The organism is Pseudomonas crudilactis (assembly GCF_013433315.1).
Classification (GTDB): domain Bacteria; phylum Pseudomonadota; class Gammaproteobacteria; order Pseudomonadales; family Pseudomonadaceae; genus Aquipseudomonas; species Aquipseudomonas crudilactis.
This window is the reverse complement of the sequence record NZ_WXVV01000020.1, coordinates 110216-124844: the sequence shown is the minus strand read 5'-3', so window position 1 is coordinate 124844 and position 14629 is coordinate 110216. Positions and strand designations below refer to the sequence as shown.

Sequence of the window (14629 nt, the reverse complement as noted above, 5' to 3'; positions counted from 1 at the left end):
CAGAAGTTCAATGCTGGCTCCCCAGAAACTCGCGATACAGCCGCGCAGTATTCCCCGGCTGTTCAACCATCGGCATGTGCCCGACATGGTCCCAGACATCCACGCGCAAATTGGCAATCCCCTTGCTCCACACCGGCACGCTGCTGACGTCGATCAGCCGATCCTTGCGCCCCCAGAGCAACAGCGCCGGGCACTTGATGTCGGCGAGTTTCGGCTCCATCGGCGGGCTGGCGCGAAAATCGCGGAAGATCTCCTCCAGTTCATCGCGTTGTTGTTCGTAGCGCTGGGCGATGGCGTCCAGCACCAGATTCGGCACCCATGGCGGTGATTCCATGGTCATCGCATAAAACTGGCGAAACTCTTCCCGGGAATTGATCAGAAACGGGTTATGCCCGCGCGCCAGATGCCGCTCCATGTCGCTGACCTCCGGTGCAGTGACGCCCGCCGGGTCGATCAGCGCCACCGAAGCGATGCGATCCGGATAAGTCGCCGCCAGCCACGCGGCGATGTAGCCGCCCATCGAGTTGCCGATCACATGGACTTTCTCCACGCCGCAAACGTCGAGCAACTGGATCATGCGCTTGGCCTGCAACGGAATGTCGTAGCCGCCGCCAGCCTTGAAGCCGGTTTCACCATGGCCGGCAAGGTCCGGGATAATCACTCGATACTGGCGCACGAAGTGCCGGGAAAAGCGCAGCCACAGATTCTTCTCGGCGCTGTAGCCATGCAGCATCAGAATCGCGCTGGCCGCTTCATACGGCCCGCCCTGCCACGTCGAGACGCTCATCTCGGCGATCGGCACTTCGATCTTGTGCAATTTGTACAACTTGGCCTCGATGGCCATGTTCAAGTCGTACAGCCAATGGCCGACCGCCGGATAACTCAACCAGCTCCAGGCTACGAAAACCGCGAGGGCGACAAACAGCAAAAGCATCGACGTCTTCCTTTTACGTGTTCAGGACAGAATGTGGTCGGCCGGTTTCAGCGCTCGGGTCAAGCGGTGATAGCTGAAACTGAAGCCGGGAAACATCGCGATCACATGACCGCTCTTGCTTTGATACCAACTGTGGCAGCCGCCGGACTTCCAGACCGTGCGCTCCATCTCTCGATGAATCATCTCAGTGTAGGTACGTTCCGCATCACGGCGCACTTCGATGCTGCGCAGGCCTTTGGCCTGCACGGTGCGAATGCAGTCGAGGATGTAGTTCATCTGCGACTCGATGATGAACAGCGCCGAGGTGTGGCCGATGCCAGTGTTGGGCCCGGTGACGATAAACAGGTTGGGGAAGTCCGGCAGGCTGGTGCCCAGATACGCGCGCGGGTATTGCGCCCAGACCTCTCTGAGTTGCACGGCGTTTTTTCCGCTGACCGGGTAGGAAATCACCCCGTCGGTGGCGTCGTAACCGGTCGACCAGACGATCAGATCAACATCGATGTGTTGGCCGTCCTCAGTGTTGATGCCGCTTTCGTCGATGGAAGCGATGCCTTGTTCGCGGGTATGCAAGGTGACATTGGGACGGTTCAGCGCCGGGTAATAGGTGCTGGAAACCAGCACCCGTTTGCAGCCAATGGTGAAGTCCGGGGTGAGTTTTTCTCGCAGCACCGGGTCCGGCACCTGGCGTTTGAGAAAACGCAGGGCGTGCTGCTGCACCATGTGAATCGCCGCTTTCGAGTATTTGAACGCGATGACCCGGGTTTCGAATTGCCAGTAAATCAGCCAGCGCAACAGTTTGTAGGCGGGTTTGCGGCCGAGCAGCCAGCGTTGCAACGGCCCGAACTGGCGATCGGCGCGGGGCAGCACCCAATGCGGCGTGCGTTGAAACACGTGCAGTTGCTCGACCTGCGCCGCAATCGCCGGAATCACTTGCACCGCACTGGCACCGCTGCCGACGATGGCCACACGTTTACCGCGGTAGTCGTAGCTGTGATCCCAGTTGTTTGTATGAAAAGTCTTGCCTTGAAAGCGCTCCTGGCCGGGGAAGTGTGGGATGACCGGTTGGCTCAATGGTCCGGTGGCATTGATCAGGAACTGCGCATAAAAGGTGCCTTTGCTGGCGGTGTGCACGGCCCAGCGTTTTTCCGTGTCGTCCCACTCGACGCGCTCGACATTGGCCTCCAGCTCCACGCGTTCGCGCAAACCGAACTGCTCGATCACATGCTCGGTGTAGCGGTGCAATTCGGCCTGTCCGGCGAACATCTGCGACCAGCGGTACGGGGCAAACGACAGTGAATAGAGCGGCGATGGCACGTCCACCGCCGCGCCGGGGTAGGTGTTCTGGCACCAAGTGCCGCCAAAGAAGTCCCGTCGCTCCAGCAGGCGAAAATCGTCGATCCCGGCCTTGAGCAGGTTGACCGCAGCACATTGACCGCCAAAACCACTGCCGATGATCAACACTTTATAGATGTGCATGGGCCTCCTTCTTATAGTTGTTTTTCCATTTTGCTCCTTTCATGTATAGCCAAATATTTGCACTGTGTGCGGCCGTGATGTCGCTCTATTCAGCCCGCTGGCCGGTGATGGCTATTTAACGTCGCCCTGTTAGACTTCCAGCACATCCGTCCTGCGGTGTGCGTGATCGAGGTCCTTATGGGAAATACCGGAGGAAAGGGACTTTCATTGGCCAGGAGGCTTTATACATCGCGCATCCTCGGGTTGATTCTGGGGCTCGTGTGCGTGAGCGTGGCGATGTACTCGCTCGATCCGCCGCTGTGGGTCTGGGCACTGATGTTCTTCAACGGCCTGGTCTGGCCGCATCTGGCGTTTCAATGGGCGCGCCGCGCCCGGGTTCCTTACCACGCTGAACACCGCAATCTGTTGATCGACGCCTTTTTCGGCGGCTTTTGGCTTGCCGCCATGCATTTCAATCCGCTGCCGACTGCCACGACCATTTCGATGATGGCGATGAACAACGTCGCTATCGGTGGTTCACGCTTTCTATTGGCAGGCTCTGCGGCGCAGTTGCTCGGGGTCGGCGTCGGGCTGGTGGTCTTTGCCCCGGCATTCGTTCCGGAGACCTCGCCTGCGCAAATGTACGCCTGTTTCCCGTTACTGCTGCTGTACCCGTTGGCGCTGGGCTGGATCTGCTTTCGCCAGGCCTACACCCTCGGTCGGCATAAACGCGAATTGCTTGCCCTGAGCCGCACCGACAGCCTCACCGGGCTGCTTAACCACGGCGCCTGGAAGGATCAACTGGAGATCGCTTTTCAGCGCTGCAAGCGGCAGAAGCAGGGCGCGGCGATTGCGTTGATCGACATCGATCACTTCAAGGCGATCAACGACACTTACGGCCATGTTGCGGGCGACATTGTGTTGCGTCAGTTGAGCAAGTTACTTAAACAAAATCTGCGCGCGACGGACATTGCCGGGCGCTATGGTGGAGATGAGTTCTGCGTGATTCTGCCGGAACTGCCGTTGTTCAACGCCGCGCAGGCGATGGAGGCGTTGCGTGAGCGTTTCGCGATTCTGGGTTATGAGCAGAATCCGGCGTTGAAGGTCAGTTTGAGTATCGGCCTGGCGGCGTACGATCCGGCGCATGCCGACGCGACGCGCTGGCTCAATGATGCCGATCAGGCGTTGTACGAGGCCAAGGCGAGCGGACGTAACCGGGTGATCTGCAATTGCGATGACAAGCCCCGGCGGACATTGCTGGATTCGGTTTGATCCGCATCACCACACATCCCCTGTGGGAGCGAGCTTGCTCGCGAAGGCGTCCTGCCAGGCGATATCAATGTTGACTGATCCACCGCTTTCGCGAGCAAGCTCGCTCCCACAGGGGGTTGTGTGTTGTCGGTTAGATCAGTGTCGCATTCGGTGTAGAGCCTCGCGCCGATGTCGGGTACGGTTAAATCCCCCCGACGCGAAACAAGGATCGCTTCATGACGTTCTCATTTTCTCGCTCCCTGCTGGCCGCCAGCCTCGGCCTGTCTCTCGCTTTCTCCGCTGCCCACGCCTTTGCCGAACCGCACAAACAAGTGCTCGCCGATGCCGAGCAATACCAGCCAGAAGCGCTGAAACTGCTGGAGCGGCTGGTCAATATCGACTCCGGTTCCGGCTATGAACCCGGCCTCAAGCAAGTCAGCGACATCGCCATCGATGAGCTGAAAAAACTCGGCGCCACCATCGAACTGGTGCCCAATACGCCGGAAAAATCCAACCATGTACTGGCGACGCTGAAAGGCACCGGCAAGGCGAAAATCCTGCTGATGGCGCACATGGACACGGTGTTCAAGGAGGGTTCGGCGGCCGAGCGGCCGTTCCACATCAAGGACGGCCGCGCCTACGGGCCGGGGGTGATGGATGACAAGGGCGGCATCGTTGCCGGGATCTATGCGCTGAAAGTCCTGAAAAACCTCGACTTCAAGGACTACGCGCAAATCACCTTCCTGCTCGACGCCAGCGAGGAAACCGGCTCGGACGTCGCCACCGACCTGATCAAGAAAACTGCCAAACAGCACGACGTGACGCTCAATCTGGAGCCGGGACGCCCGGCCGACGGCCTGGTGGTATGGCGCAAGGGCAGCGCGACGGCGCTGGTCGAGGTCAAGGGCAAAGCGGCGCACGCTGGTGTCGCACCGGAACTGGGGCGCAACGCCGCGATGGAGGCCGCGCACCAGATTCTGCAACTGGGCAAACTTGGCGATGAGGCGAAGAAAACCACCATCAACTTCACCGTGCTCAAGGCCGGCGATCGCACCAACGTGATCCCCGATCAAGCCACGGCCAAGGCTGATGTGCGTGCTGCGGTGCCGGAGGAGTTCGACCGGATCGAGAAGGATCTGGCGCGGGTGTCGCAGGACAAATTGATTCCTGAAACCGAAGTGAAGACTTCATTGCAACGCGGCTTGCCACCGATGCCGCAGACGCCCGAATCGGATCGTCTAATGGCCATGGCTCAGGGGATCTACGGCGAGATTGGCCGCAAGTTGACGGAGGAGGGCAGTGGCGGCGCAGCGGATGCCAGTTTGTCTGCCGGGGTCGGCACGCCGACGCTGGATGGTTTCGGGATTGTTGGCGGCAATATTCACACGCCGGAGGAATACGCCGAAGTGGCGAGCGTGGCGCCGCGGATTTATCTGTTGTCGCGGATGATTATGGAGTTGGCCAAGCCACGGTGAGTGGTTTTGTGGTGTGACTGGTGCGGGTGGGGTGTCAGGTGCATTTGCCCTCACCCTAACCCTCTCCCAGAGGGAGAGGGGACTGACCGTGTTGTTTGTGATGAATACGGCGATCTGAAAGATCCATTTGAATTCAAAGTCGGATTCAGCGCGGTATCACAAGTCGGCGTAGATCCCGAGCATCCCCCAATCAGTTCTCTTTCCTGGAGGGAGAGGGGACTGACCGTGTTGTTTGTGGTTAACGCGGCGGCCTGAAAGATCAGTTCGAACTCAAATTCGGATTCAGCGCGGTGTCACAAGTCGGCGTAGATCCCGAGCATCCCCCAATCGGTTCCCTCTCCCTCTGGGAGAGGGCTAGGGTGAGGGGCTTTTGTGGGAAAAATGGAAGTCGCGAACGGCGTACAAAAAATACCGAAAAGTCCGACAGAAGCGCTCATTGCGGCCGTTGAGCGCGGCTCTTATAGTCTCGGCTCGCAGAAAAATCTGCGACGATCTTGGCCGGTCGAATACAGCACCTGACCCCTATTTGGAGTGAACTCTATGACCGACCAAGTAATGCCCCGCTTCCTCCCCATCGACACCTACGACGCCGAATCCCCGGTGCTCTTCCTCAATACCCACTCAGAACTCAGCGACATGGCCGCCTGTGCGATGCACCGGTTTGTGGTCGTGCGCGATCTGGCCGACACCTTTGCCAGCCTCAACCTCAAAGGCATTTTCGATTGTGATCTGACGCGGGTGACCAGCGCGGTGCATCTGTTGATGCGCGAGGGCTGTGCGATTCTGAATGTGATTCAGGCGCGGGCGGTGCAGCGGGAAGAGGCTTACAAGACGCCGGTTTAGCGGTGTAGCGGCTGTTGCTATCGCGAGCAGGCTCACTCCTACAGTAGATCTTCAGTGCAAACAGTATTTGTGTTCAACACTGATCAATTGTAGGAGTGAGCCTGATCGCGATGGCGTCAGCCCGGCCAACCCATCACTCCTTGACGCTCATGTATTCCTTGGCCCAGAGAATGTATTCCTCCGGCTGGGTATAGGTGTGCGTCAACTCGGTCGCGCTCAGGTCGGACGCCTGAGTAAAGATCTGCCGCTGCTCGCGCAGGCTGTCGTACGTCGCTTTGATCGCCGCAAAGTAAGCGCCATGGCCATCAATGGTCACACGCACACCGAGTTCGGCCAGACGTTTGTCATCGCGCAGCGCCGGGTTGCCGTAGGTCACCAGCATCAGTGGCACGGTCAGGTGTTCGGCGATTTGCTCGAGCTGATCGAAATCCTGAATCCCGACCATGCAGATGCCGTCAGCGCCGGCCGCCTGATACTGGCGAGTGCGGCTGATGATTTCCTGATTCGGCAGGATGCCGGCATTGGTACGGGCGATGATCGCCATTTCCGTATCAACCCGGGCTTCCAGTGCCGCGCGGATCTTGCCGACGCCCTCGGCAACGGTGATCAAGTCGGTGGATTTGCGGCCGAATTGGGCCGGCAGCAAGGTGTCTTCGATGGTCAGGGCGGCGACCCCGGCGCGTTCCAGTTCAACGATGGTGCGCATCACGTTGAGGGCGTTGCCGTAGCCGTGGTCGGCGTCGGCGATCACTGGCAATTGGGCGACGCGGCCGATGCGGGTGGCCTGTTCGGCGAACTCGCTGAGGGTGATCAGGGCAAAGTCCGGGGCACCGAGTACCTGCAAAGAGGCCACGGAACCGCCGAGGATCCCCACTTCAAAACCCAGGTCAGCGGCAATGCGCGCGGACATCGGATCGAACACCGAAGCCGTGTGGTAGCAGGTGTCGGAAGCCAGCAGTTGACGGAAGTTACGGCGCAAATCTTGATGGGAAAGCCTGGTCATACGAGTTCCACCAATACAAAGGAATGGAAAGGCTTGAACAAAGGTGTCAACGCCGAAGAATGAAAAGGCTATCACGCGAATGGGTCAATGATCATGACGAATTTGCAAGGGACAGGTTGTCGCGGACGCTTTTGCTGAAAGGATTTACCTTTTTGCGGTGATGCCGTCAGGCCGCCACCGCCTGTTGCTGTTGATTGGGCAGCATCGCCGCGCGCACCGAATTGCCCGGTTGCAGTTGCAGGCGCTTGGCGGTGAGGCGGTCGATCACCAGGCTGCTGCCGACCCGACGGGCGCGGGCGACGGTGATGCGGCAGTTTTCCAGGCGCCGGTTGTGAATCAGCCACAGCGGTGCCTGTTCATCCGGGCTGCCGAGGCTCAGGGTCAGCTCAACGCTCTCGCGCACGGTGCGGATATTGCGCACGGGCGCTTCGATCACCGGGCCGCCGTCGAAGATGTCGATGTAGCCTTTGTGGGTAAAGCCTTCGGCCTGGAGGATCTTCAGCGCCGGCTCGGTATTGGGGTGTGCCTGGCCGATCGCCGCCTGGGCTTGTTCGGTGAGCATGCAGGTGTACAGCGGCTGGCGCGGCATCAGTTCGGCGATGAACGATTTGTTGCCAAGGCCGGACAAGTGATCGGCATGGCTGAAGTCCATCTGAAAGAAATGCCGGCCCAGACTGTCCCAGAACGGCGAACAACCGTGTTCATCGGCACTGCCGCGCAGTTCGGCAATCATCTTCTCGCCGAACAGGTGCGGGAATTCGGCAACGAACAGCAAACGTCCCAGCGACAGCAGGCGGCCATTGCTGCCGTGGCGCTGATCATGGCCAAGAAACAATGAGCACAGCTCCGATTGGCCAGTCAGTTCGTTGTTGAGGAACAGCGTCGGGATCTGCCGTTGAATACCCAGATCCGGTGCCGAACTCACGGTCAACCCGACCCGATAGTTGTACCAGGGCTCGCGCAGGCCGACCGCACCGGCCAATGCGCTGACGCCGACTACACGCATGTCGTCGTCTTCGAGCACAAACAGATAGTCCGCATCGGCACGTTCGACCTGTTCGGCGAACGCCCGTTGTGCCCAACGAACCCGGTGGGACAGGCGATCTTCGTTGGCCGGCAGGGTGGTGAACCCCGGGCCGGCCTGTTGCACCAGCGCCATCAAGGCTGGCAGGTCGCTGACTTTGACCGGGCGGACAATCATGCTGTATCTCCTTCTGCGCGCCTGTTCGGGCACTGTCGTTGACTGCGCAACCGCGCGGGTTTCACAGGGCAATCAGCCGGATCGGGCTGCCATCGGTCACGTTCAGCGCCGCACACATTGCAGGGGTGAGGGACAGCGGTTGATCGGGTTGGAAATCGAGTTCGGCCATGATCGCGCGAAAGCCGTGCAGCGCGTCATTGCTCAGCAGGTAACGGCCACGGGAATCGATCTGTGGTCGTTGCTGCACCGTTGCGGTCTGGCTGCGGGCGATCGAACGGATATTGGCGGTACGCGCATACAGGGTCGGGCCGGCGTCGAACAGGTCGATGTAGCTGTTGGTTTCGAAGCCTTCACGCTCAAGGATGTCGAACGCTTCCTGGCCATCCGGGTGGATGCGCCCGATGCAGTCCTGTGCAGCTTGCGGCAGCATCGGCACGTAGATCGGGTATTGCGGCATCAGTTCGGCGAGAAACGTGCGGCTCTGCAGCCCGCACAGGCGTTCGGCTTCCGCGTAGGGCAGGTCGAAGAAATGCTTGCCCAGCGCATCCCAGAACGGTGAATTGCCGGCCTCGTCGCTGTAACCGACGATTTCGGTAATCACCGCCTCGGCAAAGCGCGGTGCATGAGCGGCGATGAACAGCAGGCGCGCCCGAGACAGCAACTCGGAAAATGGCGTGCGCACCAGATTGGCGTCGATGTGAAAGCCGCGCAGCAGCGTGTGGTCGTTGAGGTCGTGGCACAGCGACAGCGCTGGCACGACGTGTTCGATGTTCAGCTCGCGGGACGCACTGGTGAAGTGGCGGTTGCGCAGGCTGTAGAACGGCTCGTCGAAGCCCGCCGTCGCGAGAATTTCCGAGCAGCCGAGCAGCCGTTGGCTGTCGAGGTCTTCCAGCACGAAGAAGTAGTTCTCCGGGCCGTTAGCCTCTGCCGCGCTGGCGAAGGAGGCACAGGAACCGGCGATTTTCGCGCGCAGGCGCTCGCTGTCGTCCGGCAGGGAGGTCACGCCCACCAGACTGTCGCGGGCCAATTGTTGTAGCTGGGGCAGGTCAGTCTGCTCGACTGGGCGTAAGACCAGCATGGATGTACTCCTGTATCAAAAGGTTCGGCAAAGTCGCCGAACCTGACTATCACTGTCGGTTTCCACGCGATAAATCGGCGGTCGCCTGATTTGTTGTCAGACGCCGCTCTTTTTCTTGTCAGCCTTTGCTAGGGTCGGGCAGCGCGGTGCTGGCGCCGAGTTTGTTGAGGAAGAACAGGTACACCAGACCCAGAGCAATCCAGATCAGGCCGAGTTTCTGCGCATCGACGCCCATGTTGTACATGATGGCCGCGACGATGATGAAACCGATCACCGGGCAGATCAGGTGACGCACGACCTGACCGGACTTTTGCCGACGCCAGTAGTAGTTGATCACTGTCAGGTGCAGCAGCATGAAACCGCTGAGCGCGCCGAAGTTGACCAGCGAGGTCAGGGTGTCGACCGAGTTGATGAACAGGTAGCAGATCACCAGCGACAGCACCGCCACCAGGTAAATGCTCAGGTACGGCGTGTTGTGTTTCGGGTGCACCTTGGCCAGCACTTTCGGCAACTTGCCGTCGCGCGCCATGCCGAACAGCAGACGCGAAACCGCGGCTTGCGAGGTGATTGCCACAGCCACGCCCCAGGCCAGCGCCGTGGCGACAGCGGTCAGGGTCGCCAGCCAACTGCCGGCGGCAATTTCGGCGATTTCATAGAACGCGGTGTCGGCCGATTTGAAGCCCATGCCTGCTGCGAGATCGGTGGCGATCCAGGTTTGTGCAACGAAAATCACGCCCATGACTACCAGGGTGATCAGTGCGGCTTTGCCGACGCTCTTGCCCGGATCGCCCTTGATTTCTTCGGCGAGCGTCGAGATCGCATCGAAGCCGAGGAACGACAGCACCGCAATCGACACCGCTTGCATCAGCAGGGCGAAGTTGAAGGTTTCCGCGTGATACAGCGGCGCCAGGGTCAGCTCGCCGTTACCGCCACCGTTGTGCAGGGCATTCCAGGCGTAGAACAGGAAAATGCCCAGCACCACCAGTTGCGCCAGCAGGAAGATGATGTTCATCCGAGCGGTGAAGGTGATGCCGCGCAGGTTGACGAAGGTCGCGCTGACCAGAAACGCCAGAATGAAGCCGACTTTCGGAATGTCCGGGTACAAATGGTTGAGCGCCATCGCCGCGTAGACGTAGAGCAGTGGCGGAATCAGCAGGTAATCGAGCAGCATCAGCCAACCGGCGATGAAGCCGACGTGTTGATTGAGGCCGCGCTGTGCATAGGAATACACCGAGCCGGCAATCGGAAAGGCTTTGGCCATGCTGCCGTAGCTCAACGCGGTAAACAGCATCGCCACCATGCCGATGACGTAGGCCAGCGGCACCATCCCCGGCGCCTCGGCGTTGACGTAGCCGTACACCCCGAACGGGGCGATGGGGATCATGAAGATCATCCCGTACACCACCAGGTCGGTCAGCGTCAGGCTACGTTTCAACTCTTGCTTGTAGCCGAATTCTTCAATTTCCATGAAGCGCAACTCCTTGTCAGCCAGTCGGTCGTTTTAGTTGTTATCGGTCCATCGTTTACAGCGTCAGCAGTCTTTCATTCATTACAGCAATGGCGCGAGGTATCCGGCCCAGCGCGATACGGCTTCGGGGCTGCGCAGCAAATCGTTGCGCACCTCGATCAGCACCGAGTCGAGGCCTCGGGCATCGCCGTGCACCGGCACGGTCATGTCGCCCAGCGGATCGATCTTGTACGGCTGATTGCCGGCCACTTTCAGCGGATGCTCGCCGAGACCGTCGAGCAGGCGTTGCGCGTAAGCCTTGGCCTGACCGAACAGCACACCGGCTTCCAGCGGTCGAGGCTGGCCGTAATACACCGGGGTGAAACTGTGAATCCCCACCACACGTACCGCTAGGCCCTTTGCAACACGCTCGTCGATCAGGGTTTGCAAGCGCGCGTGAAACGGCTTGAACAGGGTCTGGCGGCGGTATTCGCGGGTGGCTTCAGCCAGCTCGCGGTTGCCCGGCACTTGATAAATCTCGCTCTGCGCCGGAATGCTGTCCGGGGCGTGGCGGGGCCGATTCAAATCGATCAGCAGGCGCGAATAGTTGGCGCTCAACAGGGTGACGCCGAGCATTTCCGATAACTGCTCGGCCAGTTGCAGGGCGCCAATGTCCCAAGCGATGTGTTCGCGCGCGGCGGCATCGTCCAGGCCCAGGTTGTTCAGGGCGTCGGGGATGTAGCGGCTGGCGTGTTCGCACACCAGAATCAACGGGTGCGTCGAATCTTCGCGGCTCAGGTTGTAGGCCGGTCGGGTGTACAACCCCAGCTCGGCGGATTCAGTACAGGCGTGCATATTGCTCACACAAGTCAGCGGGCGAGAGCTGTTCCGTCAGCGCCAGTTCCTCGGTTTTCAGGGCGTAATAGGTGTCGAGCAGCGGCTTGGGCAGCCATTCGGCGAAGGCGCCACTGTTGCGCAGGCAATCCAGCGCCTGGGCCAGCGAGGCGGGCAGGGCAACGATGCCCCGGGCCTGGCGTTGCTCGTCGTTGAGTGAATCGGGAATTTCATCGGTGATCGCGTTCAGCGCTAGGCGTTGTTCGATACCCAGTCGCCCGGCGATCAGCAGTGCAGCCATGGCCAGATGCGGCGAGGCAGTGGCGTCCATGGCGCGGAATTCGAGGTTGAACTGGTTGGCCACGGATTTGCCGCCGAGGGTCACGGTCGGGCAGATGCGCAGCGCCGCCTCGCGGTTCTGTTGGCCGAGACAGGCGTAGGACGCGCTCCAGTGATGCGGCTGCAAGCGCTCGTACGACACCGGCGTCGGCGCGGTAAACGCACACAGCGCCGGCAAGTAATGCAGGATCCCCGCCGCCCAATGCTGGCCGAGGCTCGACAGACCATTGCTGGTGCCAGCGTCGTAGAGCATCGGCACACCGGCCAGATCGAGCAGGCTGACGTGCAGGTGCACGCCGTTGCACACCGCGTCGGCGGCGGTTTTCGGCGCAAAGCTCAAGTCCAGACCCATTTGCCGGGCGATCTCGCGGGTGATCTCGCGCACATTGACGGCGCGATCCGCCGCCGCCACGCCGAGCGTCGGACGGCAGGTGATTTCGTATTGGTGCTTGCCGTATTCCGGCAGAAACATTTCCGGCTCGACACCGCCGGCGCGCAAGGCGCTGAGCAGCCAGCCGCCGAACTCGGCGCCCTGACGCTGGGCCTCGAGGGAGAACGCCAGATGCTCGGCGAAACCGGCGTGCAGGTTGAACTCGTGTTCGAACGCGGCGTTGACCTGCAAGCCCAGTTCATCGCGATAACGCTCGATTTCGTCGCGCAACAGCGTGCGCGGGCAGGCGCCCCACGGACGGCCATCGGTTTCGCGAATATCGCCGTGGATAAAATCCAGCGCCGGCGCGTTGGCGTCCGGGCCGTTGCCGACGGTGACGCGGCTGCCCAGATCGGGAATCAACCGCAGGTCGCCATAAGCGCCCCATGGATTGGTCGAGGCGATGATGTCCTGCGGCGTCAACGCGCTGTTGGCCGGCACCCAGCCGCAACCCGCCGCTTGATAATGCTCAAGCTCATCGGTGGGGAACGAGCGGCCCCGGGTAATGCCGATCAGGTCAGTGGTGACCAGCGTGGTCATCGGCAGCGGCGTCAGGCGCGTGCTCATGGTCGCATGTCCTGCAGGCGGGCGAGCACGGTGTCGGTGTCGGTAATCCAGCAGTAACCCTTGATCGCATTCAGGCAGGCGTGATGGCGTTCGGCGCTGTAGGTGGCGCAGGCGTCCTCGACCAGCGTGACCAGATAGCCGCGATCAGCAGCGTCGCGCACGGCCATGTCCACGCATTGGTCAGTGACGATGCCGGCGATGATCAGGTGACGGGTTTGCAGGTTGCGCAGCACGTAGTCGATGTTGGTCGAGTTGAAGACGCCCGATGACGTCTTCGGCAGGACGATCTCGTTTTCCACCGGGCTCAGGTCTTCAATGATCCGCGCCTGCACGCTGCCCTTGGGCAGGTGCATGTCCGAGAGCTTGTGATCGAGCGAGCGGTCGCGGCCATCGGCGGTAAGGCTTTCGATAATGGTGTGCAGCACGTTCTGCCGCGCTTCGCGAAAAGCGCTGAGCAGGCGACGTTGGTTGGGCACCACCTGCATGTGCGCGCGGGTCAGAAAATACTCGGCGTCAGGCCCGTTGAGGTGCGCGTCGAACTGCGGTTCGAGCCAGGCACGCTGCATATCCACCAGCAACAGCGCGGTGTGATCGGTGACAAACGGCAAGTCCCGCGGCGAGCGGTGGGGAAGGCTGAACATCCTTATTTATCCTCCAGCAGGTGGGTGTTGAAGTCATTGCGCAGGGCATCGATGCCTTCCAGGCGATCGGCGAGGTTTTCGGTGCGCAAGGTCAGGCAGGCAATCAGTGCTTCGACCTGAGCCAGCGCCGGGACCATGGTGTCGAACGGCGAGGCCGATTCGACCGGGGCGCTGATGATCAGGTCGGCCAGTTCGCGCAGCGGCGAGGCATAGATGTCGGTGAACAACACCACGCGTGCGTTGTTGTTTTTTGCCGCACTGGCGACCCGCAGGGCTTGCGTCTGGTAGCGGCGATAATCGAACACCAGCACGACGTCCTGACGTTGCAGATCAAACAACCGATCAGGCAGTTGCGCGTTATCTTCCAGGGCAAAGCAGCCGGGCCGCAGCAGGCGCAGGTGATTGAGCAGGTAGGTGGCCATCAGACTGCTGAAGCGCCCGCCGAAGCAATACACCTGATGCCGGGCATCGAGCAGCCAGTCGGTGAGAATGCGCACGTCTTCGGGTTGGGTCAGCGATTGGGTTTCGACCAGCAGGCGATGGCTGTCGCCCAGATAGTGGCTCCAGGCGTCGTCCTTGTGCTGATGGGCGCGCGGTTGCAACAACGTGCGCGGCGAGCGCAGGCGGTGGTCCATGTCGCTGAGCAGTGCATCCTGGAATTCGGCATAACCGCCGAAGCCGAGTTTTTTCACCAGCCGCACAATGGTCGGATCGCTGACGCCGGCGTGTTCGGCCAGCCGCGCCATCGGCCCCAGACCGTTGCGTGGGTACTGATCCAGCAAGGCGCGAACGACTTTGCGCTCCGACGGCGTAAGATCCAGGCCGGGATCGGTGATCAGGTCTCTGAGAGGGGGCATCCGGGCTCCTGCTGGATGGAGGGTGTTGAATTCGCTTCATAATCCGTTAAAACAGTATTTATGTAACTGACGTTACATGTCTAGTGAATTTTTCAGCGTGTTGAAACGGCGCCAAAATGAGGCGCGGTGCCCGTGTAACAAGGGCTACACGTAATTCGATCGGATTTGTAGTCCATTGCCCACAACGGTGTCAGATATTGCCGTATTCCTGCCGTCGCCGGTTTTTGCCGGTGGCTATCCGGCCGCCCCGCAACCCTCGGTTTAAGGCACAATT

At 60.6% G+C, this 14629-nt stretch carries 13 protein-coding genes; 3 read left to right on the top strand and 10 right to left on the bottom strand.

What is annotated here, in order from left to right:
- Nucleotides 1–7: 7 nt before the first annotated feature.
- A complete protein-coding gene (locus tag GTU76_RS21325; protein ID WP_016983312.1) occupies nucleotides 8–934 on the bottom strand; it encodes an alpha/beta fold hydrolase in 927 nt (308 codons plus the stop codon).
- Nucleotides 935–955: 21 nt separating this feature from the next.
- Entirely contained in the window at nucleotides 956–2410 is a 1455-nt protein-coding gene (locus tag GTU76_RS21320; protein ID WP_180699516.1) for a flavin-containing monooxygenase, read from the bottom strand.
- A gap of 177 nt (nucleotides 2411–2587) precedes the next feature.
- On the opposite strand from GTU76_RS21320, the gene GTU76_RS21315 reads away from it, so the two are divergent.
- From GTU76_RS21315 to GTU76_RS21305, 3 genes are all read left to right on the top strand, one after another.
- Nucleotides 2588–3661: a diguanylate cyclase gene (locus GTU76_RS21315; protein WP_180699515.1), complete on the top strand. Its 1074-nt coding sequence runs from the start codon at nucleotides 2588–2590 to the stop codon at nucleotides 3659–3661.
- Between the two features lie 215 nt (nucleotides 3662–3876).
- Nucleotides 3877–5115, top strand: a complete 1239-nt coding sequence (locus GTU76_RS21310) for a M20/M25/M40 family metallo-hydrolase (protein ID WP_016983309.1) — start codon at nucleotides 3877–3879, stop codon at nucleotides 5113–5115.
- 540 nt (nucleotides 5116–5655) lie between these two features.
- Nucleotides 5656–5958, top strand: a complete 303-nt coding sequence (locus GTU76_RS21305; RefSeq protein ID WP_016983245.1) for a hypothetical protein — start codon at nucleotides 5656–5658, stop codon at nucleotides 5956–5958.
- Between the two features lie 133 nt (nucleotides 5959–6091).
- Here GTU76_RS21305 and GTU76_RS21300 read toward each other — a convergent pair whose 3' ends face one another.
- From GTU76_RS21300 to GTU76_RS21265, 8 genes are all read right to left on the bottom strand, one after another.
- Entirely contained in the window at nucleotides 6092–6961 is an 870-nt protein-coding gene (locus tag GTU76_RS21300) for an isocitrate lyase/PEP mutase family protein (RefSeq protein WP_007919546.1), read from the bottom strand.
- Nucleotides 6962–7127: 166 nt separating this feature from the next.
- Nucleotides 7128–8162, bottom strand: a complete 1035-nt coding sequence (gene astA / locus GTU76_RS21295; protein WP_016983246.1) for an arginine N-succinyltransferase — start codon at nucleotides 8160–8162, stop codon at nucleotides 7128–7130.
- A 61-nt stretch (nucleotides 8163–8223) separates the two neighbouring features.
- Nucleotides 8224–9240 carry an arginine N-succinyltransferase gene (locus GTU76_RS21290; protein WP_180699514.1) on the bottom strand — a complete coding sequence of 339 codons (1017 nt, stop codon included), beginning with the start codon at nucleotides 9238–9240 and terminating at the stop codon, nucleotides 8224–8226.
- A 118-nt stretch (nucleotides 9241–9358) separates the two neighbouring features.
- Entirely contained in the window at nucleotides 9359–10708 is a 1350-nt protein-coding gene (locus GTU76_RS21285; RefSeq protein ID WP_016983248.1) for an APC family permease, read from the bottom strand.
- A gap of 81 nt (nucleotides 10709–10789) precedes the next feature.
- The gene (locus tag GTU76_RS21280) at nucleotides 10790–11542 is read right to left on the bottom strand and encodes an N-formylglutamate amidohydrolase (protein ID WP_180699513.1); all 753 of its coding nucleotides are present in this window, start codon (nucleotides 11540–11542) and stop codon (nucleotides 10790–10792) included.
- Entirely contained in the window at nucleotides 11526–12857 is a 1332-nt protein-coding gene (locus GTU76_RS21275; protein WP_175554704.1) for a glutamine synthetase, read from the bottom strand. Before GTU76_RS21275 ends, GTU76_RS21280 begins: the two co-directional genes overlap by 17 nt.
- A complete protein-coding gene (locus tag GTU76_RS21270) occupies nucleotides 12854–13498 on the bottom strand; it encodes a cysteine hydrolase family protein (RefSeq protein WP_180699512.1) in 645 nt (214 codons plus the stop codon). The genes GTU76_RS21275 and GTU76_RS21270 overlap by 4 nt, the downstream gene beginning before the upstream one ends.
- A gap of 2 nt (nucleotides 13499–13500) precedes the next feature.
- On the bottom strand, nucleotides 13501–14355 hold the full coding sequence (locus tag GTU76_RS21265; RefSeq protein WP_016983252.1) for a MurR/RpiR family transcriptional regulator: 855 nt from the start codon (nucleotides 14353–14355) through the stop codon (nucleotides 13501–13503).
- Between the last annotated feature and the right edge of the window lie 274 nt (nucleotides 14356–14629).